Source organism: Bacillus sp. 2D03 (genome assembly GCF_003946765.1).
Lineage (GTDB): Bacteria > Bacillota > Bacilli > Bacillales > Bacillaceae_G > Bacillus_A > Bacillus_A cereus.
Genome location: NZ_RPSJ01000001.1, coordinates 742,677 through 767,687 on the forward strand (window position 1 = coordinate 742,677; position 25,011 = coordinate 767,687).

Below are 25,011 nucleotides of genomic sequence, written 5' to 3' on the forward strand. Positions count from 1 at the left end.
CATTGCTTTTTTGTTGCTTTATATACCTTAGTACCTTTATATTTTATATTGTTGAATATTTAAAAAAGGGTAAGGGGAAAACAAATGAGAAAAAAAGTCATGATGTCTTTAATGTTAATGACGTTTCTTTCTGCGGTAGAAGGAACGATTGTTAGTACAGCAATCCCTCGTATAACGAGTGATTTGTCAGGCGTCGAACTTGTTAGTTGGGTATATGCAATTTATATGCTTGCAACAGCTGTTTCGACTCCAATATACGGAAAGCTCGCTGATTTATTTGGCCGTAAAAAAGTTTTACTGATCGGAGCTACAATCTTTTTAGTCGGTTCTGCACTTTGCGGAGTCGTTACATCGATGGAACAATTAATCTTCTTCCGCGCGCTTCAAGGTATCGGTGCTGGTGCTGTTATGCCAATCACAATGACGATTATTGGAGACTTATATAGCGAAGCGAAAGACCGCGCGAAAGCACAAGGTTGGATGAGTGCCGTTTGGGGTGTATCCGGTGTTATCGGACCGTTAGTAGGTGGATTTTTAGTTGATTCTCTTTCTTGGCGTTATATTTTCTTCCTAAACGTTCCATTCGGAATTATCGCTTGCTTAATGATTGCAATTTACTACAAAGAATCTATTAAACCTGCTAAGCATCATATCGATTATCTTGGTGCAACAGTCTTCTCATTAAGTACAATCGCTCTACTATATGCATTATTAACAGGTAGCAGTAAGCAAAACTGGGGAGACATGACAATTATCGGCCTATTAATCTTTGCCGCTATTTCATTTATTATTTTCTTATTCATCGAGAAAAAATCTCCAGAACCATTAATTCCGCTAGCACTTTTCTCTAACCGTACATTATCTACGATAAATATATTAACTCTTATTGCTGGCGCAATGATTATTAGTATTACAATGTACCTTCCAATTTGGAGCCAAGGTGTATTAGGGAAAAATGCTACAGAAGCTGGACTTATTTTAATGCCAATCCCTGTTATGTGGACATTTGGCGCTATTTTCTCTGGTAACTTAGTAGGCAAATTAAAAACGAAACAAATCATTTTACTTGGAGCTAGCATTTTATCAGTCGCTACGTTCTTATTATTTACACTATCAACAAATTCACCATCGTTCCTTATTTATGTAGCAGTCGGATTATTCGGCTTAGGAATGGGGCTTGTGACACCGATTTACATGGTAACAATTCAAGCAGCCGTACCAGCTCATACACGCGGAACAGCTGTTGGTTTAAACACATTTATTAATACATTCAGTCAAACGTTAGGTGCTGCAATCTTTGGAACAATCTTTAATACGATGATTCATGCACGCGGCATTAAAAACCTTGATCTTGTATCTGGTGGACACGGCGGGGCTACAGCAAGTGTAGCCACTGAATCACAATCCGCATTAGCTGCAAGTGTACACGTTATTTATATGAGCACTTTCGTATTAGCAGTATGTACATTAATTATCGGTTGGCTTTTATTAAAGCCAGCTACACAAACAAGTGAGCAACAATAAAAAGGATGACCATTTTGGTCATCCTTTTTTTATTCTTCATTCTCCACAATATGTTTCAGCATGGATAATTTATTATCCCAAAAACGTTCATAATATGAGAGCCACTGTTGTAATTCTTCTAATGGTTCTGGATGCAAACGATATATCTTCTCTCTTCCGCTTTTTCTTCCACTTACTAAATTCGCTTCCGAAAGAATATGAAGGTGCTTTACAACCGCAGTACGACTCATCGGAAAATGATCCGTTATTTTGGAAATCGGTAACTCTTTGTCACTTAATAACCGTATTACTTCTCGGCGGGTTGGATCAGCAATTGCTTGAAATACATCATATTTCGCTGCTGACGAGGACACTTAGCCTTCGACAACCTTTTTCAGTTTTTCATTTACAATTGCTACCCAACCACCGCTCATTCTATCGCGAATAATAGAGCTCTTCGCATTTGCTTTCGGAAGAATTTCATCAGGATGTTTCCAGCCGCCGTGAATTAACGTAAATTCTGTTTTGTTATCTCCTAAGTCTTTCAAATTAAATGAAACAACCCAGCCATCTGTATCCCATGAGAAAGATAAATAGTTTGGCTCATCAATCTCTAACACTTTACATGGTGATGGCCCAAATGGTGATTGCACATGAAATTCATGTCCTACCTCTAATACAAAATCATTTGGCATAAACCATGACGCAATCCCTTCTGCAGTTGATACTACACTCCATACCTTTTGAATAGACGCGTTAAAAACGATTGTTTGTTTAATATCATTTAATGTATTTTGTTGTTCCATTTTCATTCTCCTTTACTCGGCGTTATAACATAACACCTTTTGGTTACACTTCGATAATATAACACCTTTTAGTTTCATGTCAACGCTAATTCTTTTACTGTTGAGAAATTCTCAACATTTTTTCAACAGGACAAACACCCTCTTAGCATTTCCTCATAATATACTCACAAAGGCAATACAAAATAAAAACTTCTCTCAACATGAAACTCCATCATTTATCTTGAGAGAAGCGCCTTACTTATATCATGCGTACTTCGTCTCTCCTCCTTCCCTCAAGGGACAATACGCGAGATATGACAAATCAGAAGGAATATGCCCACCATTTGAGTAGGTAGTTATTTCTCTTCTCCTCAACATTTCCTCAGGAGCGAAATGACTACCGACTCACTTTTTTCAAACAAAAATAAAAAGGGGATGAAAGCTATGTTCTATTGCATTAACTGCTCTGATATTCATCATGAAAAACATCCGAATGATAAAGTATTCAAAAACGGTTTTTATATTGATCCATTTTTAGGTGATCGTTATCACCTTGGTATGTGTAAAGATGCTCAAAATCATGCAACAGGGGAGCCTCTTTTAACGACAAAGAAATTAGGCACACCCCAATCTATTATGAACGTATTACCGACACATGTTGTCCCAACATAAAACATAAAAAAGAGCTGGGTGAGCCAGCTCTTTTTTATGCTTTATAAACGATCATTGCTGAAAAACAATAAATTTGGTTTTCATCGTCGTTAATGGAAACACCAACTTGATACTTAATATCTACAAAGTTGCTATCATCAATCTTTTTCAAAAACACATTCACAGCGTCTTCTAAGTCTTTTTCGTGACTTTCATCAAAAACTTTCACACGAATCATGTTAACACCATCCTAGATCGCAGCCCTCCGCCGCTTGATTATTGCCACGGTGCGTATCTATGATGCGATAAAACTTTCCATTCTCATATATATATCCGTCTTCTAACACATATTTTTTATCTTCAGTATAGACATAAAACTTACCTATCATAAATTTACTCGTATATAATTCCAAATAATTTGGTCTAAATTTAGCTACAACTTTATTTGTAATATCAATTTTTATTGTGCGCCCCACCTTCTCTCCCTCCTTTGCAAAGAACGGATTTAGGTATATTGTATTAGCGCTTTTACATTTTATGCTTAAAAATAAGTGGATATGCCTTCTTTCTCACATGTACTATTTTTCTAAAAAAATCACTATAAAGTGAAACTTTAATCAGCCCGACCCCCACCTAACTTCTTTGCTTTTTCTAAATTTTGAGATGGGGGTCTTATCGCCCGTTAATGCGGGATAAATATGTTCAAAAAAACATAAAAAAAAGCACTCCATATTATTGACTCGAATATAAATGTTATGTTATTATATAAAATTTGACATTTTTATATAAGTGTGCTATCATTAAAAGTGGTTACCACATATGGAGGTGGATGATTTGTTTCAAATTGGTGATAAAATCGTTTATCCAATGCACGGTGCAGGAATTATCGAAGCAATTGAAGAGAAAGAAATATTAGGTACTTCACGTCAATATTGTGTGATACGCATCATTAGTAAAGATATGCAAGTAATGCTTCCGATGGAACAATTAAAAAAATCAGGTATTCGTTATATCGTTGATCGAGGTACGTTAGATGATATACTTCTTGAATTTCAAAACGGGGAGTCAGACCCATCACTCTCATGGAAACAAAGATATACAATGAATATGGAAAAAATGAAAAATGGCAATTTACAAGATAGCGCAGAAGTGGTTCGGGATTTACTTCGCCGTAATAAAGAGAGAACATTAAATGCGAGCGAAAAACAAATGCTAGATAATGCACGAAAAATGATGATCAGCGAAGTCGCGCTCGTACAAAATGTTACTGAACATCAAGCAACAGAATTTCTTCAAGATACAATTAATCATTAATTTTAAAATAGCCGAACGCTATTTTTTTTGTAAAAAAGGACAAAGAGATAAACTCTTTGTCCTTTTCATATTACCCACGCCCAGCTTGAAACGATGGGTATAAAGTCATTCCACCATCTGCAAATAACGTAATTCCAGTTACGTAACTCGCCTCTGATGAAGCAAGCCAAGTTGCTACTGCTGCGATTTCTTCAGGTTTTCCAATGTAGCCCATCGGTATCATACTTTCTACGTCAGCCCGCTGTTTTGGATCAGCAAACTTTTCGGCATTAATTGGCGTATTAATTGCACCTGGCCCAATATTATTTACTCGAATACCTTTTGGCGCATATTCTAGCGCTAACGTTTCTGTCATCAGTTTAATACCACCCTTACTTGCTGCATAGTGCACAAATAGTGGCCACGGAATTTTCTCATGAACACTAGACATATTAATGACAGACCCTTTAATATCATGTTCTACAAAATATTTAATCGCTTCACGACTTCCTAAAAAAGCACCTGTTAAATTTGTATTAATTACCCTATTCCAATCTTCAAGCGGCATTTCATGCGATGGTACCGCGTTTTCTATCCCTGCATTATTAATCATAACGTCAAGCGTACCAAACTCTTTCACAGCAGATTGAATAAGATTCACAACATCTGATTCGACGGTTACATCACCTTTTACAGCAATCGCTTCGCCGCCTACCTTTTTAATTTCTTCTAACACATCATTCGCTTCTGATTCTCGTGAGCGATAATTAATAACCACTTTCGCTTTTTCCTTAGCAAACCTTACTCCCATCGCTCTTCCGAGACCAGTTGCTGATCCTGTAATAACGACAACTTTCCCTGCTAAATCACTATACATTTCCATACCTCCTTTAACTTTTGGCTATACCTAACATAATTCCGGCTGCGATAATAAAAACGATACCGACAACGATACCCGTTAATTGACGTTTCGTTTTCTTTTCACCTAATATAAGGATCCCACCAAGCGTGGAAATAATAATTCCCATTTGCGATAGCGAGAAACTTGTTGCGACTCCAACACGCGGCTGTGAAATGAATAAAAACATATTTCCAGCTGCCCAAATTAATCCTGGAATAATATTTCGAATTGCATATTTATTAAATGGATGATGTTTAAAGGTAAGCAAAATCCCACCTAACACCATACCAACTGCTTGTGGCAACAAAGCCGACCAGCCATCTACGTTAAATAACCTAATTACTACTACGTAAACTAAATAACCGACTGTTGAAATTAATAAAATTACGATACCTCTTTTAAAGTTTGCTGCTTGCTCTGCATTCTTTTCTTCTTCACTTTGAAGCGATGTTAAAATAACACCGATAATAATACAAACGAGCGCTAAAATCCCAAGGACGACCGATATTGTCGTGGACCATTCATGAAATACGATAACGCCAAATAAAGTCGTCGCGACTAATTGAAGTCCTGTTGAAATTGGCATCGTCCTCGAAACACCCATTAAATCAATACTTTTCAATTGATTTGCCTGACCAAGCGCCCAAAATAAACCTGACACAACTCCAACTCCGATAACGGTAGGTGTTAATACTGGCTTCATAAAAATATAAACAACAATTGAGAAAATAAGTGCTCCAAACGTTGTTCCGAGCGTTTGACTATACGGGCCCCCGCCCAGTTTTACGTTAAATAGCACAATACTTCCCCAAAATATAGCTGGTAAAATCGCTAAAAATATATCCATCACTCATTACCTTTCTTTACTAAATGCCATAGATTATCACTCTAAGTCGTTAGAGTGAGCTTTTATTTTTTCTTTTTCCCGTTCACAAACTTTTTCTGCAATAACGTCAGAAACATTCTTTTCTCGCTCCACTTTCTTTATCTTTACGTGATCTAAATGATCTTCCAAAGTAAGCGTAACTTTATCGTTCGGCGGATTATGCGCTCCTTGAAATGTAAGAAATTGTAGCTTCACTTCGTATCTAGGAACAAATTCATCTTTCTTGCCGAGACGCTTTATATCTATAACTGAAGCACATTCATATTGATCTTCTGTCACTTGTCTAATAACTGAATAGTACCTATTTGATAATGCACTCTCTAAAAGCTGTTCTCTTGATTCTTTCGCGAAAGAATCGCTTGGAGAAGAGAAAAAGGCCACACATAGCATTGTGATAACTACACATATTTTTTTCATAGTTCCCTCCTTGTTCTATAGATTAGTGTTCTCAAAACTGCCATAAAAAAACGACTTTCCCTATGTAGGAAAGTCGTTTTAATGAATCCAATATTAACCACCGCTCACTGGTGGAATTAGTGCCACAACATCACCAGATTGGACCCTGTCATCTTCATTTGCGTATTCTTCATTAATCGCAACCATAATTGGCTCTGAAACTGGTACATTATATTCGTTCGCAACAACATCTTTTAACTGTGCAACCGTAATATTTTCTTTCTCTATTTGTAATTCACTTGTCCCTGCTTCTTCTTGCAAGTGCGCAAATAACAATACTCTAATCATACTTATAGCTCCTTCCCAGGCTCTCCCGCCGGATATGGTGTTTTTTCTAATTGATCACCAATCCATGAATCACCATCTTCCCAAAACTCCTTTTTCCAAATCGGAACAATTTGTTTTATGCGTTCCATAATATATTCGTTCGCTTCATAAGCCGCTTTACGGTGTGGTGTTGAAACAGCAACAACAACCGCTATATCAGAAATTTGCAACGTACCGATGCGATGTGTAATCGCAACGTATGTACCTGGCCATTTCTCTTTCACTTCCAAGCCAATTTTCTCTAGCATCTTTTCTGCCATCGTCTTATAAGCAACATACTCTAAGTATAATGTACGACGCCCTTTCGTAAACTCTCTAACCGTTCCAATAAATGTTGTAACAGCACCGCATTCACGTCGAATTACTTTCTTCGTTACTTCTTCAATCGAGATTTCTGTATCAATTACTTCATAATATGTATTTATCATTTCGCACTCCTAACCGTTTGTAAAAACCAGTCTATGTACAACTCTTCTTCTGTTATATGAAATACTTTATATTCTTCTCGTATATTTGCCGGAACATCATACCACGTAATAACCGCCACTATATTTTCTACTTTATGTAAAAGCTCAATGTCTTCCGCAGAACGAAGTAACACTACTTTCGAGTAATTCTCTTTTTTATAGCCTTCTATTAAAATTGTATCCACTTCAAAAAACTCATATAAGCGAATAATTTCTTGCAAGGGCCATTTCTTTCTTAGTGAAGAAAGTGAAAGCAATCCAGCACCTTCTACACTACTTACGACAGCACCAGCTTTACGGTGTCTTTCGCTATCTTTTTGCGCTACTTCTGGAAAGCCTCCGTGCCCGTGATGTTTAATTGTAGCAACTTTCATTTTTCGTTCAGCTAGTGCATGCACCACTTTCTCAACAAGTGTTGTTTTCCCGCTATTTTGATATCCTACTATTTGTAAGATTGAAGGGGCTTTGCCCATGGCCAATCACATCCCTCAGAGTGCTCTAACAATAATACGGATACTTTCATTCCGGTCTCAAATCCTCTCGTTCCTCCAGGCAACACGATAAAAGCATTCGCATCTGCAAGTGAAGATACCGCACTCGATTTATCTAAACCAACTGGCATCGCTTGTAACGCCCCGTCCACAATTGTTACGTTCGCTCTTACGAAACGAGTAAATGGATTTGGCTTTGGAAAATCTTTTTGTAAAATAGCATCCGCTCTATATACGTGAGGTTCCTTCGCATACAAATACGTTTTTATAATTGGATGCACAAATAATTCAAAGCCTACATAACAAGCAGACGGATTTCCTGATAAACCAAAGAGTAACTTTCCATCAACCTCAGCTACTGTCGTTACACTTCCGGGCCTCATGGCTATCTTATTAAAGAGTACATTTGCCTGTAACCTTTCATAAATAGCTGGTAAGTAGTCATAATCTCCTACTGATACACCGCCTGTTGTAATTAAAATGTCGACCTCATCCACCGCTGATTGAACAGCTGTAAAACATGCATCTAACTCATCCGCGAGTTGACCATAATAACGAACTTTCCCGCCAGCTTTCATAATTTGAGCTGCGATCATATACGAATTGCTATTTCTAATTTTCCCCGGTTCTAACGGCTCATGTACTTCTAATAATTCACTTCCTGTCGTTACAATACCGACAACAGGCTGTTTTACAACTTTCACAGTACTATATCCAAACGTTGCTAATAAGGCGGCAACACCTGGATTAATTGCAACGCCTTTCTGAACGAGAACTTGATTTTGTTTTATATCTTCTCCTTTAAATGACACATTGTCACCGTTATTAAAAGGGCGTTTTAACTTCATATATGTTTTCCCGTTCTTCTCAAACCCTTCTGTCAGCTCTAGCATTACGACTGCATTGCAATCTTTTGGAATAGCTGCTCCTGTCATAATACGAACCGCGTGAAAAGATCCTACTTCTTCTGTAAAAACAGAACCCGCCCCGATTTCTCCTATTACTTCAAATTCAACTGGATTCTCTTGAGTTGCTTCTTTCGTATCTTCTGCTCGAATGGCGAAACCATCGTAAGGGGAACGATCAAAATGAGGAACGTCATGATCTGAGACAACATCTTCGCCGAGAATTCTTCCGTAACTTTCCGTAATAGAAATTTCTTCTACTTCACCATGCTTTGCATATTTCATTACCCGTTCTACTGCCTCAGCAACTTGAATTGGAATTCGTTTTTCTACCATCGTTTCTCACCTCATATTTGCAATTTTTTTTATCTCGATTAAACTTTATATATTCAATAGAAATTACTTCAAGGAGGAATTCCATGTCTTCATTTACACACTTTAATGACCAAGGACGCGCGAAGATGGTTGATATAAGTGACAAAAAAGCAACCGTTCGAACAGCAATTGCGTGCTCTAGCATTGTCGTTACGAAAGAAATTTACGATAAAATCTCTCACAATGAAATTGGGAAAGGTGACGTATTAGCAGTTGCGCAAATCGCAGGCATTATGGCTGCGAAACGAACTTCTGATATTATTCCAATGTGCCATCCTTTACTATTAAAAGGTGTTGACGTTTCTTTCGATTGGAAACAATCAGAAGAACAATATCGTTTACTCATTAAAGTAAAAGTTAAAACAGAAGGTAGCACCGGTGTTGAAATGGAAGCTTTAACAGCTGCTTCGGCTACCGCTCTTACTGTGTATGATATGTGTAAAGCTGTCGATAAAGGTATGATTATCGGCGAAACGTACTTACTTGAAAAAACAGGTGGAAAAAGTGGAGATTATACGAGAAATTCATAATCCTTTCTCCGTTGAACCTAAAGGATTTCCTTTAGGTTCAACCTATATATCTTGCATATAAACTTTTCGCTACATTTATATCATTCGTCCCATGAATGAAAGCTCTGCCATCTGTAAATAAAACAAAACGATATTCTTCTACCGGAAACGACAATAAATAAGGTGTCGCCTTTATCTCTACGCTTCTTTGTAAGCGCTTTTTAATTTCTTCCAAATTAAAATTCTTCCGCACACCTGGACGAATTTGCACTGTATTTCGCCCACATAACACTTCTGTTTTCGTTTGTGCTTCAAATGTTAAACTCGGATATGTACGTAACCTTCCGCAAGATAAACAAGTATCTTTTTTCTGCCTATTCACTTTAAATGCCATCTGTTGATTATTCCAAAGATCAAATGATAACATCGTTTCACGAAGCGCTCCGTAGTCTTCTACTAATATTTTCAGCGCTTCCGTAGTTTGATGCGCAACTACTAATTGTACTGCCGGTTGTATAATACCAGCTGTGTCACATGTTGCTCCGCTCGCCGGATGCTCCATTAAACAGCGAAAACACGGTGTTTTCCCTGGTAAAATTGTATACGTTACTCCGTAGCTTCCAACGCACCCACCATATATCCACGGAAGATTATACTTTTGTGAAATATCATTAATGAGAAGGCGCGTTTCAAAATTATCTGTCGCATCTAATATTAAATCTACATCATTCACTAATTCTTCCATTTCTTGCACCGTTACATCCGTCACAACAGGAGTTATTTCCACCTCAGAATTAATCGCTCTTAAATGCTCTGCTGCCGCTACCGCCTTCGGTTTATACTGCTTTGCATCTTCTTCTGTATATAGTTGTTGTCTTTGTAAATTACTCCATTCTACATAATCACGATCAGCAATCGTTACTTTTCCAACACCCGCTCTAACAATCGCTTCTGCATTTGCCGCACCGAGAGCACCAGCACCAATAATAAGCACATGCTTCTCTCTTATTTTTCTCTGTCCTTCTTCTCCAACACCAGAAAATAATATTTGTCTTGAATATCGCTCCTGCATGCGATACCCCCCTTTCTTATCCTCCTATATAAGACATTTCGATTTTCGGACGATTTTTTGCACTTTCTTCTGTTCGTTCATCCGAATACCTATCTTTTCTATTCATCCATACATCTTGTATAACACTTAATAACTCCTCATCCGAAAGATTTCCTCTAAGAAGTTCTCTTACATCCAAACCATCTGTCGCAAATAAGCACGTATAAAACTTTCCATCTGCCGAAATTCTCGCCCTCGTACAAGAGACACAAAATGACTCAGAAACAGATGTAATAAAACCAACTTCAACATTTGTTCCAACGTACCGATATCGCTTTGCAACTTCACCAAAGTAATGCGCTTCAGCTGGCTCAAGCGGATACACCTTATGAATCATCTCAATCAATTCTCGTTTTGTAATGACTTGATCAAAATTCCACCCATTTGTACTACCAACATCCATAAACTCAATAAACCGAAGCGGAATTCCTTGCTCTTTAAAATACGCAGCCATCGGTAGTACTTGATGATCGTTCATCCCTTTTTTCACAACCATATTTACCTTTACTTCCAAGCCCGCCTCTTTAGCTGCTATAATTCCCTTAATTACCGGTTTCGTATTAATATTTCGACCATTAATATTCTTAAATATGTCATCATCTATCGCATCTAAACTAACATTCACTCTATGTAATCCAGCTTCTTTTAATGCCTTCGCTTGTTTCGTTAAATGAATAGCATTTGTCGTTAACCCTATATCTATTAGCCCATCAATTTTCACAAGACGTGCAATAAGTTTTGTTAAATCTTTACGAAGCAGTGGCTCACCGCCAGTAAGTCTAATTTTCCGTACACCGATGCTAACAAATAATTTTGCCAAACGCTCAATTTCATCAAAAGTTAGTAAAAACTCGTCTTTCAAAAAAGCATATTCTGGCCCAAATATTTCCGCTGGCATACAATATGTACATCTAAAATTGCAACGATCAATGACAGATATACGTAAATCTTGAAGTGGGCGTCCAAAAAAATCTTTAACCATCTCCTTCATCGCCACCCTCCCTTTCTGCCAAATTTCTTTCTTTTCATTCTATTATAATATATTTTCGAACTGCGATGTTTTTGCTCAAGTGAATAAAGTGAAACTCTAAATAATTAGAGGGATCCACTTCCCCTTGGTTAACGAGGTTTACTTACAAATACAAAGATAAAAAAACCTTGAAGCATAAAAGCCCCAAGGTTTTCTTCTTATTAACTTAACCTAATAATAGTTAGAGTAGCTCCTGGCGTTGCCGTAGATAATGTAGCTATTGCAACTAATCCAAATAACTGCAGACTAATAGCAGCTCCAGCAGGCAAGTTAGCGATTATTGTTGCACTAAATGAACCAGTAGCCACTGTCGGGGCGTTTATCGTTCCCGCAAGCGGACTGCCATTTACAGTTATACGAGAACTTACAACTAATCCTGCCGTTAAATTAATTGTATAAGCTATATAATAGTTTCCTGCATTCGCAACTGTAAATACAGTATTCCCACCACTAACGGTTATTCCTGGGCCAATATTTTGATTGTTCGGTAATGGTACGTTCGTACCGCCTAATAAAACGGAAATAGCGGTTCCTGATGTATTATTCGCAAATGCATACGTTGCAGTTGTACTAACTCCAGTCGCCCCGGTCGCTCCAGTGGCTCCAGCTCCGGTTGGACCTGTATCTCCAGTTGGACCTTGTGAACCGGTTGCTCCTGTAGCCCCCGTTGGACCTTGGATTCCTTGCGGGCCTTGAATTCCTTGGGGACCTGTCGCTCCGGTTGCTCCTGTAGCTCCCGTTGGACCTTGAATTCCTTGTGGGCCTTGGATTCCTTGTGGACCTTGAATTCCTTGGGGACCTGTCGCTCCGGTTGCTCCTGTATCTCCAGTTGGACCTTGAATTCCTTGCGGGCCTTGGATTCCTTGGGGACCTTGAATTCCTTGGGGACCTGTCGCTCCGGTTGCTCCTGTAGCTCCCGTTGGACCTTGAATTCCTTGCGGGCCTTGAATTCCTTGCGGGCCTTGTGGGCCGGTCGGACCTATGTCACCTTGTGGACCTTGGATTCCCTGTGGGCCTTGTGCTCCTGTTGCCCCCGTATCTCCTTGGATTCCTTGAGGACCTTGTGGACCTTGAATTCCTTGTGGGCCGGTTGGACCTATGTCGCCTTGTGGGCCTTGAATTCCTTGGGGACCTTGTGCTCCTGTTGCCCCCGTTACTCCTTGGATTCCTTGTGGACCTTGAATACCCTGTGGACCGGTTGGACCTATCTCTCCTTGAACACCTTGGATTCCTTGCGGGCCCTGTAAACCCGTCACTCCGGTTGCTCCCGTTGCTCCTGTCGCTCCTGTCACTCCAGTTGAGCCTGTCGCCCCGGTATCTCCTGTTACTCCTGTCGCTCCTGTTGCTCCTGTCGGACCAGGTGGTCCACCTGATGGACCTGTCACTCCTGCCGGACCTGATGGCCCCGTTGGGCCGGTCGGTCCTGCTGGTCCTCCTGACGGGCCAGTCACCCCTGTTGGACCGGTTACTCCTGTTGGACCGGTAGTTCCTTCTCCCGTCGCTCCGGTTGCCCCCGTATCTCCTGTTGCTCCCGTCGGACCTTGTATCCCTTGAATCCCTTGTGGGCCTTGCACTCCTTGTGCACCTGTTGCTCCTTGAATCCCTTGTATACCTTGCACTCCTTGTGCGCCCATCGGACCGGTTGGACCAATCGCCCCTTGTATACCTTGCACTCCTTGGGGGCCCTCTGGACCCGTTGCTCCTATTTCCCCTTGTATCCCTTGAATTCCAGTTGCTCCTTGTGCTCCAGTTGCTCCCGTTATCCCTTGCACACCTTGGATTCCCTGTATTCCTTGTGGACCTTGTGGGCCTGTTGCTCCTACCGGTCCTTGAATGCCTTGTATCCCCTGAGGACCCTCTGGACCCGTTGCTCCAACTGGCCCTTGAACACCTTGTATTCCTTGCGGGCCCTGAAGTCCCTCTGGGCCTTCTGGACCTGTTGGACCTATCTCTCCTTGTATCCCTTGGATTCCAGTTGGACCTTGTGGCCCAGTCGGACCTATGTCACCTTGCGGACCTTGGATTCCCTGTGGACCTTGTGCTCCTGTTCCCCCTGTCGCTCCTTGGATTCCTTGAGAACCTTGTGGGCCTTGAATTCCTTGTGGGCCGGTTGGACCTATGTCGCCTTGTGGGCCTTGAATCCCTTGCGGACCTTGATCTCCAGTGGGCCCCGTTACTCCTTGAATTCCTTGGGGACCTTGAACACCTTGGGGACCCGTCGGACCTATCTCTCCCTGCACACCTTGGATTCCTTGCGGACCTTGCAAACCCGTCACTCCGGTTGCTCCCGTTTCTCCTGTCGCTCCTGTCACTCCAGTTGAGCCTGTCGCCCCAGTATCTCCTGTTACTCCTGTCGCACCTGTTGCTCCTGTCGGGCCAGGTGGTCCACCAGATGGACCAGTTACTCCCGCCGGACCTGATGGCCCCGTTGGGCCGGTCGGTCCTGCTGGTCCTCCAGATGGGCCTGTTACCCCTGTTGGACCGGTTACTCCTGTTGGGCCTGTAGTGCCTTCCCCTGTCGCACCTGTTGCTCCCGTATCTCCTGTTGCCCCCGTCGGACCTTGGATTCCTTGAATTCCCTGTGGACCTTGCACTCCTTGTGCGCCCGTCGCTCCTTGAATTCCTTGTACTCCTTGCACACCTTGGGGACCCATCGGACCTGTTGGACCAATCCCACCTTGAGCACCTTGCACTCCTTGGGGACCCTCTGGACCCGTTGCTCCTATTTCCCCTTGTATCCCTTGAATTCCAGTTACTCCTTGTACTCCAGGTGCTCCCGTTATCCCTTGCACACCTTGTATTCCCTGAATTCCTTGTGGACCTTGTGGGCCTGTTGTTCCTACCGGTCCTTGAATACCTTGTATCCCCTGGGAACCCTCTGGACCCGTTGCTCCAACTGGCCCTGGCACACCTTGTATTCCTTGCGGGCCCTGAAGTCCCTCTGGGCCTTCTGGACCTGTTGGTCCTATATCCCCCATCGGACCTTGTATCCCTTGAACTCCCTGTGGGCCTGTTGCTCCTGATGGCCCTGGTACTCCTTGTATTCCTTGTGGACCTTGATCTCCTGTTGCTCCCTTTGCCCCTTGAATACCTTGAACTCCTTGTATTCCTTGTTCACCAGTTACTCCCGTCGGACCAGGAATACCTTGAATACCCTGTGGACCTTCTGGACCTGTTGGCCCAATTGGCCCTTGAATCCCTTGGATTCCTTGCAAGCCCTGTGCTCCCGTGCTTCCAGTCGGACCTGTACTTCCCGTTGCTCCTGTTACCCCTGTACTTCCTGTAGCTCCAGTATTCCCAGTTGCTCCAGTCGCACCTGTACTTCCACTCGGTCCACCGCCCGGACCTGTCGCACCAGTCGGCCCCGTCGGACCAGGAGGTCCTCCAGATGGTCCAGTTATCCCAGTTGGACCTGTTATTCCAGTCGGGCCTGTTATCCCCTGACCAGTTGCTCCGGTTGCACCTGTATTTCCACTCGGTCCTTGTGTTCCTTGTATCCCTTGTGCTCCTTGTATTCCTTGTGGACCAGTTGCACCCGGCAACCCTTGGACACCTTGAATTCCTTGAGGTCCCTCAGGTCCCGTCGCTCCAATTGGCCCCTGTAATCCCTGTATCCCTTGTATACCTTGTGCCCCAGTCGCTCCCGTTGGACCAATCGGACCTTGTAACCCTTGCACCCCTTGAGGTCCTGTCGCTCCAGTTTCTCCTTGTGGTCCTCTCAATCCTTGTGGGCCCTGCTGTCCTTCTGGTCCAGTTGCACCTATTGGCCCAACTGATCCTTGTATCCCTTGCACACCTTGAGGTCCTGTCGGGCCCATCTCCCCCATCGGACCTTGTAATCCTCTTGGTCCTTGAGGTCCTGTTGGGCCTTGTGGACCGGTTGGACCAGTAATCCCTATACCTGTAAATCCAGTTGGAACAGGGGGGAAAGTAGGCCCAATAAGTTCGGGTGGAATTCTAAAATTAGAGCTTAACGAATTTTGCTTCCGATTATTATCACGATTCTTCACACTTTCACCGCCTACAAACCGTCTTTTTCATAATAAATAAGCCTCTTCTTAATCTATTTACAAAAATAATTTCCAAGACTATTTTTATTTTGAATAATAAAAACTCCCTTAATTTCTTAAGGGAGTCCTGCAATTGAATCCATATTATCTGTATTAGGGACAGCTTGCGCTATACTCGATGTATTTACATTTTGCCCCATATTTGCTCCTGTTACAGTACCAGCAGGAGTGCCCCTTGTATACGTCGTCGTCACCGAATCTCCCGGCTGTAAACAAAGCTTCGTCTCCGTCCCTATTACTGTAACAACATCAATCCAAGTACACCCCATTGAACCACTATATGATTTCGAAGCAGTAAATGAAGTGTCGCTCAAATTATCACCGGTAAATATATTTCCAGTGTTATTCACAATAACAAACTCTTTTATATGAGCAGGCATAATTACACTCTACCTTTCCTCTATGAACCTAACGTACGTGTACTCGTTGCCAAAGGCGGAAGAAATACTGATGTTCTAATGACCGCTTCTGGCTGCCTTTTTCCATTTAAAAAAATAGCCGCACTCGATCCTCCAGCACCTGCATATACTTTTGCTACAGCTAAAGGTGAGAGATCATAACAGTCACCGACATTAACAGCTCCTGTATTATTAATAATTTTTACTTTACGCAAATTAATCCCCATTTACCCCTCCTCCTTTTTTATACTGTATGCAAAAGAAAAAAACTTGAAACAGACTCGTTTCAAGTTTTTTACAATTAACTATTTCGTTTCACCTTCATATTGAAGCATACCGCCAACCATGTTCACTGTTTTAAACCCTTGTTCATTTAAATAATGACATACATTTTCACTGCGCATTCCTGAACGACAAATAAAGATATATTCATTCTCTTTATTAAAGAAATCTACTTTATGTGGGATATCGCCCATTTTAATATGTACAGCTTCTGGAATCTTTCCTGCCGCTACTTCTTCATCTTCTCTTACATCTACTAAAAATAACGTTTCTCCATTTTCTAAACGCTCTTGCACCTCTTCTGTAGTAATTGTTTTAACTTCTGTCATATGTAGTTCCTCCTTATATACAATAAAACCTTTAGTTTCTTTTTCACAAACATTCTCTACCAATTTTAGCATGCAAAAGAAAGAACGCAAAGAATCGAAAAGCTATTTCTCAATTTTCTCGTAAAACTTATTCTTTACAAACATAACTAGCACATTGTATCCTCAATATACTTGTTTTATGAAAGGAGTCGATTAAAATGACGCTTTTTCTTTTCATCATAGGCATTGTGTTCTTACTCGCTGCAATTATTGTACTTAGTATGAAAAATAATAAAAAGATAAAATCGCCACAAGAAATGTCATTCTTATTTCTATTGCTTAGCATAGCGTTTTTCGGTATAGCAATTGCTACATATATTTTCCGTCTACAAATCATGTAAAAAAAGGTGCCTACTTCAAACACTGCACCTTTTCCCCATCATTTTCCTTCTACACAAAACTAGATACTTTCCGATTCAAAAATTCATAAACTTTCTTTTCGAATAAATGAATATCCAATGCTCCTGCCATATGCCCATTTATACTTTCTATCTCATATACTTCCGCATATTTTCCTTGTTTTTGCAAAATATCTACCATTTTATAATTATAACGAGACGGCTGAAGCAAATCTTGTTTACACGGAATCATAAGTACATTCGCTTCTATGTTAGAAAGAGATTCTTCTAGTGAAGAAAACCCATGTGCAATATCATGCAATAAAACTGCCTTCGCAGTATACATCCATGAATTTGCATCTACTAGCTCTATACTTGTATATGTCGCTTTATTTATTTCTTTTTCAAATGATGTTAGTGTAGCAAACTTTTCATAAGGTTCTATCTCTATACTATTACGAGGAAATGCCATTTCATAAAAATGCTCATCAAACGCGTTCATAAACATCATTCTATTTGCTAAATGAAGCCCCTTTATCGGCTGCTGTTCTCCATATTTCCCCTCTTTCCAACTTGGATCGAGTTGAATTGCTTCAATCGCATTTTGCGCTACGTTTACTGACGTAATAATTGGATTTTGTGGGTTCGTAATAACGCCAATCATCCGCTCTACCATATGTGGATAGTGAACCGCCCATTGTTGTGCAATCATTCCCCCCGCCGACGGTCCGATTACAGCGTGTAACCTTGAAATTCCCATACCTTTTATTAACTCATATTGCATACGAGCTACATCAAGAAATGTAAAAACCGGAAACTCCATAGCATATTCTTCTCCAGTTTCTGGATTAATTGATTTCGGTCCTGTTGTAATTACATATGGATTCCTCACCTGCACATTACAAAGATTATCCGTACATATAACAAAATACTTATTTGTGTCAATTGCTTTTCCAGGTCCAATTAGCCCATCCCACCAACCAGACTCCTCATCATGCACTGTATATTTTCCTGCCGCATGACTTGTTGCACTAAAATAATGACAAACCAAAATCACATTTGACCTTTCTCTATTTAAAGTACCATATGTCTCATATCCCATTTGAACAGGAATTTCTCTGCCATTTTCAAACGTAAACTCTTTTAAAACAAATTTCTCCTTTTTTACAATTTGCACAGACTCTCCCTCTCCCCGTTATAGTATGAACTGCTTACTAAAGTTTTTTTTCTATGCAAACTAATCTCCTTCTTCTTTTCATAAATAAATGAATAATATACAAAATTAGCCACAAAATAGCACTATATTACAAGATTAAAGAGGGCGTACATATGATTTGGAATTGGTTACGTAAGAAAAAAAAATCAAATACATCAAAATTAAACGAAACAGATAACCAGGAGCAGCATTCTAACAATCAAGAGGATGATAACAAAGAACAGACTAGAAGTATGAAACATAATAAAGGTAAAAATAACGAGCAAAAAGATTCCTCTCAGGATAAGCAACAAAGCGCTAAACAAGGTGATTCGTCTCAGGATAAGCAACAAAACCCTAAACAAGAGGATTCCTCTCAGGATAAGCAACAAAACCCTAAACAAGGTGATTCGTCTCAGGATAAGCAGCAAAGTGCTAAACAAAAGGACCCTTCTCAGGATAAGCAACAAAACCCTAAACAAGAGGATTCGTCTCAAGATAAACAACAAAGTGCTAAACAAGGTGATTCGTCTCAAGATAAACAACAAAGTGCTAAACAAGGTGATTCGTCTCAAGATAAACAACAAAACGCTAAGCAAGATGAACCTTCTCAAAGTAAGCAACAAAGCTCTGGAGGTAATAGTATTTATGACTTTACAAAACCAGAAAAAGATCGTATTCATTCTTTACAAAATTTAATAGAGAAGCTGAAAAAGTCTAGTGATTTTGTAAATTATCATACATCCGACGATGAAACGATGCCTTATTGGATTTCTTACTATCGCCCTTCACTTGATGGAGAAAAATTACAAAAGTATTTAATGCCCACTCTTTTAGAACGACCTAACGCATCACTAGAAGAGCTGAAGGAACATATCCCGATGAGCGGCATTACAATTACGAACGACTTACAAAAAATTGAGGATATGGTTTTAAAGGGGCATGCGATTATTCAATTGAATCAGCAAGATCAAAAATGTATGCTTGCAAACATTGCAATTGATAATTATCGTGCACCAACCCCTCCTTTAAACGAATCAACTGTTATTGGTCCGCAAGAAGGTTTCGTAGAGGATATTGATACAAACATTAATTTAGTTCGAAAACGTCTTCCTGTTTTAGATTTACAAACAAAAGAAATGATTATCGGCGAGTTTTCCAAAACAAAAGTTGTCATGATGTATTTAGACAACCTTGCTGAAAAAGATAATGTAGATTTTCTAGAAGAGTCATTACGCGCTCTTGAATATGATCAAATTAATGATAGTGCTTATTTACAAGAATTAATGGGTGAAAAATCGATTTTCCCTCTCTATATCAATACAGAACGTACTGATAGAGTTACAAAAGCACTAATTGATGGAAAAATCGCTATTTTTGTTGATGGTTCTCCAAGTGTTTTACTAACACCCGTATCCTATTTTGATTTTTTCATTTCACCAGAAGACTATAACGTCTCCTGGATGTACGCTACATTTTCAAGGATTTTAAGATTAATTGCCGTTCTATTTTCAATTTGCGCTACACCGTTATACGTTGCAGTTTTAAATTATCATTATGAACTTATTCCAAGTGATTTACTTGAAACTTTGATTTTATCAAGGGCACAAGTACCATTCCCACCTTTAATTGAAGCGCTCTTTCTAGAACTCGCAATCGATTTATTAAGAGAAGCCGGGGCGAGGTTACCGATGAAAGTTGGGCAAACGCTCGGTATTGTAGGCGGTATCGTAATCGGACAAGCATCTGTACAAGCTGGGTTAACGAGTAATATTTTATTAATTATCGTTGCACTATCAGCACTCGCTTCCTTTATTACACCTATTTATAAAATGGGTAATGCTGTTCGATTACTACGTTTCCCGTTTCTAGCATTCGCGGAAATAGGGGGGCTTTTCGGTATCTCTCTTGGGTTTATCTTTTTATTTACCCATCTATTTAGACTTACTTCCTTACGTAAACCGTACGCTTTGTTTTATCCGACAAGACAACAATCTGTTAAAGACTCTTGGATTCGTTTCCCGTTAACAATGATCGATACAAGAGATGTACAAGCAAGACCACAACATGTAAAAAAAGCTGCTAAAGGAATTTCAACAAAACATAGATCAGACTTTGATGATTAAGAGATGAGGTGCATTGATGAGTAAAGTTCAAGAAAAATATCAAATATCTCCTATCTTTGTTTTCTTCTTAATTCACGGTGCACAGTTTGGAGCTGGCGTTCTCGGATTTGCTCGAATCACCGCAAAGGCCGCTGGATACGACGGCTGGATAGGCGTTGTAATCACAGGCATCGTTATCCATGTTCTTATGTGGATGATGTATTTTTTATTAAGGGAAACAAACGGGAATTTAATTGATTTACAACGACAAACCTTTGGAAAGTGGATAGGGAACGTCTTTAATATCATCTTTGCAACTTATTTTTTAATCGTCAGTATTTCGGTTATTCGAACATACGTTGAAATTATTCAAGTATGGATGTTCCCAACTGCCTCCACCTTTATGTTAACACTCTTTTTGTGCCTAGTTAGCTATTACATCATTTCTTCTGGATTTCGTGTCATTACAGGCATTTGCGTCATCTCTGTTGGTGGTACACTAGGGTATTTATTTCTAAGCTTATTCGTTTTGAAATACTCACATTGGGAAAATTTATTACCCATTTTCACACATTCTTTTTCAGATATTTTAAAATCCGCTCAACTGTCAATCTACAGTATGACTGGTTTTGAGATTTACCTCATGGTTTATCCATTTGTGAAAAACCCTAAACAATCTCATAAATTTGCTCAATATGGGGCACTATTTTCAAACCTTCTATATTTATTTAGCACTCTTTTAGCCTTTTCGTTTTTTAGTGAAAAACAATTGTTAAAAACGATATGGGCCCAACTTTCTATGACCCAAGTTGTTCAATTACCATTCATAGAAAGGCTAGAATATATCGCAATTTCAGCTTATGCCCTCGTTATCATTACAAGTTTTATTCTACCTTTGTGGGCGGCAACGAGAGCAACGCACGAAATATTCCGTGTAAAACAAAGAGGTGTTTTAATCGCTTTTATGTTTATCACCCTCATTGTTTCACAACTTCTAACAAACAGACACGATATTAATAATTTTATTAGTAATGCATCAAAAGGAAGCTTTTGGCTCATTTATGTATACATCCCAATTCTATTTATTATTGTGTGGGTGAAAAGAAAATGGAAAAAATCAAAAGAAAATTAATACTTATCTCTTGTATAGCACTCTTTAGTCTAACTGGATGTTTACAAAAAAATATTATCGATGACGTACACCTTATCCAAGGAACTGTCTTCGATGTAGCAAAAGATAATAAAATAAAGGTAACATTTGTTTGTCCTATTCAGCAAAAAGGAAACAAAGTTCAAGTTTTTGAAGGAACAGCAAATGCGGTAAAACAAGTAAAAGCTGACACATCTTTAGAGTCTTCTCAACCATTTGCTAGCGGGCAAATGCGGGTTGCTCTATTTACCACCCGAATTGCTAAGAAAGGAATGGTTGCTTCCTTCGATACATTAATTCGTGATGTAAACATCGGGAATGCCTTATATGTTGCTTTACTTGAAGGTAATGGTACTGAACTTTTAAAAGGAAAGTACACGACTTCATCCAACGTTGCAATTTATATAAAAAAAATGCTAGAACATAATATGGAGACCGGTCCTTTACCAACAGATAATCTGCATATAGGAGCATTCCGTTATTATCAAGAAGGGCAAGACTACTATATTCCAATTTTAAAGAAACATGGTGATAAAATAAAAATAACGGGAATTGGTCTTTTTAAAAAGGATAAATATGTTGGTAAAATTGCAGAAAAAGATATGTTTATATTCAAAGGACTTTTAGAAAAACATAAGTTAGATTCACATGAATTTAAAGCAGATCCTGGGTACGTAATGATTAATAATATTCGTTCTATTCCAACATACGATATAAAAATAAAAAATGGTAAGCCTTCCTTTTCCATTCATGTTAAACTTGAGGCTCGTATTCAAGAAGTATCGAAACAGATTAACTTAGAGAATGCTAAGAATACAAAAAAGATTGAGAAGGTCGTTCAAAAACAATTGGAGACACAAGGTAAGAAATTAATTAAGCATTTTAAATCTCTAGATGTCGACCCTCTTGGGCTAGGAGCTAAATATAAGCAACATTATCGCCCATTCAAATTAGAAGAGTGGAAACAAATGTACAAAGATGTTCCCGTTACTATAAAATATACCGTAGACATTACAAATTCTGGTGTAATTGAATGAGAAATGATTGAACTCCTCTCTCCAGCATGATACAACGGAGAGAGGAGTTTTTATTTTAGATAGAGAGAGAAGATATTTATGGGGGAGCTTATGTCTAAAAAATTAGTAAAGCCTATTTTAAATGGTATTTTATTTCTCGCCGTCTTTTTATTTGCTCATACATACTTAAAAAATGTTTCCTTCACACGTTATTTACTTGTCGTTATACCAATGTTACTCGTTGGTATATTCGGTATTGATCTTATTTTATCTATTTTAATTAAGAAAGAAGAATAACGAGCGAACATCTTATTTCTATAAGATGTTCTTTTCATTTCATAATCACCTTATGTTACAATAAACTTCGGCATAACGTAAGAAAGGATGAAACAACATGACAAACGAAAAAGGTTTAGATAAAGGATATGAACTTGTTGCAAAAATGCATGAAGTATTCGGACATCCTGTAACAAATACTCCAACAAAATTAACAGAAGAGCGTGCAAAAATCCGTGCAAGTTTTATGCAGGAAGAACTAGAAGAATTTCTTGAGGCAACGACTGTTGAAGATCAATACGATGCACTGATTGACCTTATTTACTTTGCATTCGGAACGTTTGCAGAAATGGGCGTACGTCCAGATAAAGGATTCGAAATTGTAAACAACGCCAACATGGCAAAACTATTCCCTGATGGGAAGCCTCGATTCCGTGAAGGCGACGGTAAGATTCTAAAGCCAGAAGGCTGGCAAGCACCGGAACCACAACTTCGTGCTGAAATTGAACGTCAGCGCCAAGAAGCTGAAAAAAACTGCTAGGATTTCCTAGCAGTTTTTTATTATGTCTTTTTTCTGTTGGCTTGTTAATGACCCACGTGTCCCGCGTGCCCTGCTGCTCCACTAATGCTAGCCGCTCCTGCCGCTGCTCCTGCTGCTCCCGCTCCAATTCCACCTGTCCAAGGAGAAGATTGTTGTTGTTGATATTGCTGATATTGTTGGTGTTGGTGCTGTTGACTATGCTGTCCTTGATGACCGTGGTGACCTTGTTGGCCTTGATGGTGATGATGTCCATGATGACCTTGTTGGCCTTGGTGGTGATGATGTCCATGATGACCTTGGTGCCCTTGGTGGTGATGTCCATGATGACCTTGGTGCGTTTGATAAAGAACAGCTTGCGGATGAATGTGGTGGTGTCCATGGTGATGTACTTGTTGTTGGTGATGACCATGATGGCCGTGTTGACCTTGATGGTGGTGATGTCCATGATGGCCGTGTTGACCTTGATGGTGGTGATGTCCATGATGGCCGTGTTGACCTTGGTGGTGGTGATGTCCATGATGGCCGTGTTGACCTTGGTGATGATGGTGTCCATGATGGCCATGTTGACCTTGATGGTGGTGATGTCCATGATGACCGTGAACAACTTGCGGATACGCACCTATTCCTCCAGCTACAACACCTATTCCTGGTACCGGAAATCCTGTCTGCACTCCTCCAACGAAAGAAGGAAATGTAGTTGGTGCTCCTACTGGAATTCCTGTCTGTACACCAGCTACTGATGTTGGAAATCCACCTGTTATTGTAGGCATTCCAGCCCCTGATGTCGAAAAGCCTCCCATTGATGTAGGCATTTCAGTTTGCATGCCAGCTACCGATGTTGGAAATCCACCCGCGCCTCCACCCATCCAGCTCGGAATTCCACCGTATCCTTGTTGTCCTCCTCCCATTAACATCATTTGTTCATAACTATCCGATCCACCCCCGACGAAACCATGTGGTGCATTATTGTCCATCCCTTTCATTCCTTTCACCTCTTCTACTCAATTTAGCCTACCTTTTTTATCATATTTCCTATAGAAGAATAGGTGTTTGTCTGCACTAGAATTCCGCTTCTTTTTCTTCATTCATGATAAAATTAATTAACTGAATATTTTTTCTAGGAGGTATGTATATTGAAGAATGTAACAAAGGCTTCTATCAATGATTTAGATTCAATCGTCCATATAGATATTGACGTAATTGGAAACGATAGTAGACGAAATTATATTAAGCACACTATCCGTGAAGGCAGATGCATCATTGTAAAAGAAGAAAATTCTATCTCTGGCTTTCTAACATACGATACAAATTTCTTTGGTTGTACTTTCCTCTCATTAATCATTGTTTCACCAACTAAAAGAAGGCAAGGCTATGCAAGCTCGTTAATCTCATATATGTTAAGTCATTCTCCTACTCAAAAAATATTTTCTTCAACGAACGAATCGAATGAAAGTATGCAGAAAGTATTTAACTCGAATGGTTTTATACATAGCGGAATAGTTGAAAACTTAGATGAAGGTGACCCTGAGATTATTTTCTATACAAAAAAGCTCAGAGCATAAACGCTCTGAGCTTTTATTTA

At 39.8% G+C, this 25,011-nt stretch carries 30 protein-coding genes; 11 read left to right on the forward strand and 19 right to left on the reverse strand.

The genetic code is table 11. From position 1 onward, the window contains the following. The first annotated feature begins 84 nt into the window (after window positions 1–84). A complete protein-coding gene (locus tag EBQ15_RS04130) occupies window positions 85–1,524 on the forward strand; it encodes an MDR family MFS transporter (protein WP_001228019.1) in 1,440 nt (479 codons plus the stop codon). Between the two features lie 29 nt (window positions 1,525–1,553). On the opposite strand, the gene EBQ15_RS04135 is transcribed toward EBQ15_RS04130, so the two are convergent. Together EBQ15_RS04135 and EBQ15_RS04140 are read right to left on the reverse strand one after the other, a co-directional pair. After that, window positions 1,554–1,877, reverse strand: coding sequence for an ArsR/SmtB family transcription factor (locus tag EBQ15_RS04135; protein ID WP_000098837.1), 324 nt, complete (start codon window positions 1,875–1,877; stop codon window positions 1,554–1,556). Next, window positions 1,878–2,309 (reverse strand): SRPBCC family protein, encoded by a 432-nt coding sequence (locus EBQ15_RS04140; RefSeq protein WP_000437770.1) that lies wholly within the window; start codon window positions 2,307–2,309, stop codon window positions 1,878–1,880. Window positions 2,310–2,732: 423 nt separating this feature from the next. Between EBQ15_RS04140 and EBQ15_RS04145 the strand changes: the two genes are divergently transcribed. After that, a complete protein-coding gene (locus EBQ15_RS04145; protein ID WP_000498977.1) occupies window positions 2,733–2,960 on the forward strand; it encodes a DUF3973 domain-containing protein in 228 nt (75 codons plus the stop codon). 34 nt (window positions 2,961–2,994) lie between these two features. Here the strand turns inward: EBQ15_RS04145 and EBQ15_RS04150 are convergent, their stop codons facing one another. Together EBQ15_RS04150 and EBQ15_RS04155 are read right to left on the reverse strand one after the other, a co-directional pair. Then, entirely contained in the window at window positions 2,995–3,177 is a 183-nt protein-coding gene (locus tag EBQ15_RS04150) for a sporulation protein Cse60 (RefSeq protein ID WP_000621751.1), read from the reverse strand. Window position 3,178: 1 nt separating this feature from the next. Beyond that, window positions 3,179–3,415, reverse strand: a complete 237-nt coding sequence (locus EBQ15_RS04155; protein ID WP_000533804.1) for a DUF2553 family protein — start codon at window positions 3,413–3,415, stop codon at window positions 3,179–3,181. A 343-nt stretch (window positions 3,416–3,758) separates the two neighbouring features. Between EBQ15_RS04155 and EBQ15_RS04160 the strand changes: the two genes are divergently transcribed. After that, window positions 3,759–4,253 carry a CarD family transcriptional regulator gene (locus EBQ15_RS04160; RefSeq protein ID WP_000451446.1) on the forward strand — a complete coding sequence of 165 codons (495 nt, stop codon included), beginning with the start codon at window positions 3,759–3,761 and terminating at the stop codon, window positions 4,251–4,253. Window positions 4,254–4,323: 70 nt separating this feature from the next. Here EBQ15_RS04160 and EBQ15_RS04165 read toward each other — a convergent pair whose 3' ends face one another. From EBQ15_RS04165 to moeA, 7 genes are all read right to left on the reverse strand, one after another. Beyond that, window positions 4,324–5,109, reverse strand: a complete 786-nt coding sequence (locus EBQ15_RS04165; RefSeq protein WP_000286676.1) for a glucose 1-dehydrogenase — start codon at window positions 5,107–5,109, stop codon at window positions 4,324–4,326. Between the two features lie 13 nt (window positions 5,110–5,122). Further along, window positions 5,123–5,980, reverse strand: coding sequence for a glucose uptake protein GlcU (glcU, locus tag EBQ15_RS04170; protein ID WP_000350861.1), 858 nt, complete (start codon window positions 5,978–5,980; stop codon window positions 5,123–5,125). 36 nt (window positions 5,981–6,016) lie between these two features. After that, window positions 6,017–6,436 carry a DUF3888 domain-containing protein gene (locus EBQ15_RS04175; RefSeq protein WP_000717679.1) on the reverse strand — a complete coding sequence of 140 codons (420 nt, stop codon included), beginning with the start codon at window positions 6,434–6,436 and terminating at the stop codon, window positions 6,017–6,019. A 93-nt stretch (window positions 6,437–6,529) separates the two neighbouring features. Next, the gene (moaD, locus tag EBQ15_RS04180) at window positions 6,530–6,763 is read right to left on the reverse strand and encodes a molybdopterin converting factor subunit 1 (RefSeq protein WP_000621778.1); all 234 of its coding nucleotides are present in this window, start codon (window positions 6,761–6,763) and stop codon (window positions 6,530–6,532) included. Window positions 6,764–6,765: 2 nt separating this feature from the next. After that, complete coding sequence (moaE, locus tag EBQ15_RS04185; protein WP_000611226.1) at window positions 6,766–7,230, reverse strand: molybdopterin synthase catalytic subunit MoaE; 465 nt, start codon at window positions 7,228–7,230, stop codon at window positions 6,766–6,768. Then, window positions 7,227–7,742 (reverse strand): molybdopterin-guanine dinucleotide biosynthesis protein B, encoded by a 516-nt coding sequence (gene mobB, locus EBQ15_RS04190; protein WP_000513643.1) that lies wholly within the window; start codon window positions 7,740–7,742, stop codon window positions 7,227–7,229. Before mobB ends, moaE begins: the two co-directional genes overlap by 4 nt. Then, complete coding sequence (gene moeA / locus EBQ15_RS04195; protein WP_000229695.1) at window positions 7,712–9,001, reverse strand: molybdopterin molybdotransferase MoeA; 1,290 nt, start codon at window positions 8,999–9,001, stop codon at window positions 7,712–7,714. The genes mobB and moeA overlap by 31 nt, the downstream gene beginning before the upstream one ends. 83 nt (window positions 9,002–9,084) lie before the next feature. Here moeA and moaC point away from each other — a divergent pair, with 83 nt between their 5' ends. Further along, on the forward strand, window positions 9,085–9,570 hold the full coding sequence (moaC, locus tag EBQ15_RS04200; RefSeq protein ID WP_000094148.1) for a cyclic pyranopterin monophosphate synthase MoaC: 486 nt from the start codon (window positions 9,085–9,087) through the stop codon (window positions 9,568–9,570). Between the two features lie 37 nt (window positions 9,571–9,607). Here moaC and EBQ15_RS04205 read toward each other — a convergent pair whose 3' ends face one another. The 6 genes from EBQ15_RS04205 to EBQ15_RS04235 form a co-directional block, all read right to left on the reverse strand. After that, window positions 9,608–10,621: a molybdopterin-synthase adenylyltransferase MoeB gene (locus EBQ15_RS04205; protein ID WP_001158107.1), complete on the reverse strand. Its 1,014-nt coding sequence runs from the start codon at window positions 10,619–10,621 to the stop codon at window positions 9,608–9,610. A 16-nt stretch (window positions 10,622–10,637) separates the two neighbouring features. Then, window positions 10,638–11,651, reverse strand: a complete 1,014-nt coding sequence (gene moaA, locus EBQ15_RS04210) for a GTP 3',8-cyclase MoaA (protein WP_000661857.1) — start codon at window positions 11,649–11,651, stop codon at window positions 10,638–10,640. 200 nt (window positions 11,652–11,851) lie between these two features. Next, entirely contained in the window at window positions 11,852–15,700 is a 3,849-nt protein-coding gene (locus EBQ15_RS04220) for a BclA-related collagen-like exosporium protein (protein WP_000796084.1), read from the reverse strand. Window positions 15,701–15,816: 116 nt separating this feature from the next. Then, entirely contained in the window at window positions 15,817–16,140 is a 324-nt protein-coding gene (locus EBQ15_RS04225) for a hypothetical protein (RefSeq protein WP_001110848.1), read from the reverse strand. A 20-nt stretch (window positions 16,141–16,160) separates the two neighbouring features. After that, window positions 16,161–16,385, reverse strand: coding sequence for a spore germination protein (locus tag EBQ15_RS04230; RefSeq protein WP_000512465.1), 225 nt, complete (start codon window positions 16,383–16,385; stop codon window positions 16,161–16,163). A gap of 78 nt (window positions 16,386–16,463) precedes the next feature. Then, complete coding sequence (locus EBQ15_RS04235; protein ID WP_000141207.1) at window positions 16,464–16,769, reverse strand: rhodanese-like domain-containing protein; 306 nt, start codon at window positions 16,767–16,769, stop codon at window positions 16,464–16,466. Window positions 16,770–16,966: 197 nt separating this feature from the next. On the opposite strand from EBQ15_RS04235, the gene EBQ15_RS04240 reads away from it, so the two are divergent. After that, window positions 16,967–17,149 (forward strand): hypothetical protein, encoded by a 183-nt coding sequence (locus EBQ15_RS04240; RefSeq protein ID WP_000171881.1) that lies wholly within the window; start codon window positions 16,967–16,969, stop codon window positions 17,147–17,149. Between the two features lie 49 nt (window positions 17,150–17,198). Here EBQ15_RS04240 and EBQ15_RS04245 read toward each other — a convergent pair whose 3' ends face one another. Further along, the gene (locus EBQ15_RS04245; protein WP_001167628.1) at window positions 17,199–18,323 is read right to left on the reverse strand and encodes a homoserine O-acetyltransferase family protein; all 1,125 of its coding nucleotides are present in this window, start codon (window positions 18,321–18,323) and stop codon (window positions 17,199–17,201) included. A gap of 152 nt (window positions 18,324–18,475) precedes the next feature. Here EBQ15_RS04245 and EBQ15_RS04250 point away from each other — a divergent pair, with 152 nt between their 5' ends. The 5 genes from EBQ15_RS04250 to EBQ15_RS04270 all read left to right on the forward strand — a co-directional run bounded on the left by EBQ15_RS04250 (window position 18,476) and on the right by EBQ15_RS04270 (window position 23,429). Continuing rightward, a complete protein-coding gene (locus EBQ15_RS04250; RefSeq protein WP_000638089.1) occupies window positions 18,476–20,467 on the forward strand; it encodes a spore germination protein in 1,992 nt (663 codons plus the stop codon). 16 nt (window positions 20,468–20,483) lie between these two features. Continuing rightward, window positions 20,484–21,578 (forward strand): spore germination protein, encoded by a 1,095-nt coding sequence (locus EBQ15_RS04255; RefSeq protein WP_000049072.1) that lies wholly within the window; start codon window positions 20,484–20,486, stop codon window positions 21,576–21,578. Then, complete coding sequence (locus tag EBQ15_RS04260) at window positions 21,554–22,633, forward strand: Ger(x)C family spore germination protein (RefSeq protein WP_000411371.1); 1,080 nt, start codon at window positions 21,554–21,556, stop codon at window positions 22,631–22,633. The genes EBQ15_RS04255 and EBQ15_RS04260 overlap by 25 nt, the downstream gene beginning before the upstream one ends. Window positions 22,634–22,723: 90 nt before the next feature. Then, window positions 22,724–22,909, forward strand: coding sequence for a hypothetical protein (locus EBQ15_RS04265; RefSeq protein ID WP_000038775.1), 186 nt, complete (start codon window positions 22,724–22,726; stop codon window positions 22,907–22,909). A 97-nt stretch (window positions 22,910–23,006) separates the two neighbouring features. Beyond that, on the forward strand, window positions 23,007–23,429 hold the full coding sequence (locus EBQ15_RS04270) for a pyrophosphohydrolase domain-containing protein (RefSeq protein WP_000180554.1): 423 nt from the start codon (window positions 23,007–23,009) through the stop codon (window positions 23,427–23,429). Window positions 23,430–23,473: 44 nt separating this feature from the next. Here the strand turns inward: EBQ15_RS04270 and EBQ15_RS04275 are convergent, their stop codons facing one another. Beyond that, window positions 23,474–24,412 (reverse strand): hypothetical protein, encoded by a 939-nt coding sequence (locus EBQ15_RS04275; RefSeq protein ID WP_000677629.1) that lies wholly within the window; start codon window positions 24,410–24,412, stop codon window positions 23,474–23,476. 150 nt (window positions 24,413–24,562) lie between these two features. On the opposite strand from EBQ15_RS04275, the gene EBQ15_RS04280 reads away from it, so the two are divergent. Next, on the forward strand, window positions 24,563–24,991 hold the full coding sequence (locus tag EBQ15_RS04280; protein WP_000800324.1) for a GNAT family N-acetyltransferase: 429 nt from the start codon (window positions 24,563–24,565) through the stop codon (window positions 24,989–24,991). The last annotated feature ends 20 nt before the right edge of the window (window positions 24,992–25,011 follow it).

Bases quoted from the DNA above. Each gene is read 5' to 3' on its own strand.
- EBQ15_RS04130 (WP_001228019.1), top strand. From the start codon at position 85: ATGAGAAAAAAAGTCATGATGTCTTTAATGTTAATGACGTTTCTTTCT.
- EBQ15_RS04140 (WP_000437770.1), bottom strand. From the start codon at position 2,309: ATGGAACAACAAAATACATTAAATGATATTAAACAAACAATCGTTTTT.
- EBQ15_RS04145 (WP_000498977.1), top strand. From the start codon at position 2,733: ATGTTCTATTGCATTAACTGCTCTGATATTCATCATGAAAAACATCCG.
- EBQ15_RS04150 (WP_000621751.1), bottom strand. From the start codon at position 3,177: ATGATTCGTGTGAAAGTTTTTGATGAAAGTCACGAAAAAGACTTAGAA.
- EBQ15_RS04160 (WP_000451446.1), top strand. From the start codon at position 3,759: ATGGAGGTGGATGATTTGTTTCAAATTGGTGATAAAATCGTTTATCCA.
- EBQ15_RS04165 (WP_000286676.1), bottom strand. From the start codon at position 5,109: ATGTATAGTGATTTAGCAGGGAAAGTTGTCGTTATTACAGGATCAGCA.
- glcU (WP_000350861.1), bottom strand. From the start codon at position 5,980: ATGGATATATTTTTAGCGATTTTACCAGCTATATTTTGGGGAAGTATT.
- EBQ15_RS04175 (WP_000717679.1), bottom strand. From the start codon at position 6,436: ATGAAAAAAATATGTGTAGTTATCACAATGCTATGTGTGGCCTTTTTC.
- moaD (WP_000621778.1), bottom strand. From the start codon at position 6,763: ATGATTAGAGTATTGTTATTTGCGCACTTGCAAGAAGAAGCAGGGACA.
- moaE (WP_000611226.1), bottom strand. From the start codon at position 7,230: ATGATAAATACATATTATGAAGTAATTGATACAGAAATCTCGATTGAA.
- mobB (WP_000513643.1), bottom strand. From the start codon at position 7,742: ATGGGCAAAGCCCCTTCAATCTTACAAATAGTAGGATATCAAAATAGC.
- moeA (WP_000229695.1), bottom strand. From the start codon at position 9,001: ATGGTAGAAAAACGAATTCCAATTCAAGTTGCTGAGGCAGTAGAACGG.
- moaC (WP_000094148.1), top strand. From the start codon at position 9,085: ATGTCTTCATTTACACACTTTAATGACCAAGGACGCGCGAAGATGGTT.
- EBQ15_RS04205 (WP_001158107.1), bottom strand. From the start codon at position 10,621: ATGCAGGAGCGATATTCAAGACAAATATTATTTTCTGGTGTTGGAGAA.
- moaA (WP_000661857.1), bottom strand. From the start codon at position 11,651: ATGAAGGAGATGGTTAAAGATTTTTTTGGACGCCCACTTCAAGATTTA.
- EBQ15_RS04225 (WP_001110848.1), bottom strand. From the start codon at position 16,140: ATGCCTGCTCATATAAAAGAGTTTGTTATTGTGAATAACACTGGAAAT.
- EBQ15_RS04230 (WP_000512465.1), bottom strand. From the start codon at position 16,385: ATGGGGATTAATTTGCGTAAAGTAAAAATTATTAATAATACAGGAGCT.
- EBQ15_RS04235 (WP_000141207.1), bottom strand. From the start codon at position 16,769: ATGACAGAAGTTAAAACAATTACTACAGAAGAGGTGCAAGAGCGTTTA.
- EBQ15_RS04240 (WP_000171881.1), top strand. From the start codon at position 16,967: ATGACGCTTTTTCTTTTCATCATAGGCATTGTGTTCTTACTCGCTGCA.
- EBQ15_RS04250 (WP_000638089.1), top strand. From the start codon at position 18,476: ATGATTTGGAATTGGTTACGTAAGAAAAAAAAATCAAATACATCAAAA.
- EBQ15_RS04255 (WP_000049072.1), top strand. From the start codon at position 20,484: ATGAGTAAAGTTCAAGAAAAATATCAAATATCTCCTATCTTTGTTTTC.
- EBQ15_RS04260 (WP_000411371.1), top strand. From the start codon at position 21,554: ATGGAAAAAATCAAAAGAAAATTAATACTTATCTCTTGTATAGCACTC.
- EBQ15_RS04265 (WP_000038775.1), top strand. From the start codon at position 22,724: ATGTCTAAAAAATTAGTAAAGCCTATTTTAAATGGTATTTTATTTCTC.
- EBQ15_RS04270 (WP_000180554.1), top strand. From the start codon at position 23,007: ATGACAAACGAAAAAGGTTTAGATAAAGGATATGAACTTGTTGCAAAA.
- EBQ15_RS04275 (WP_000677629.1), bottom strand. From the start codon at position 24,412: ATGAAAGGGATGGACAATAATGCACCACATGGTTTCGTCGGGGGTGGA.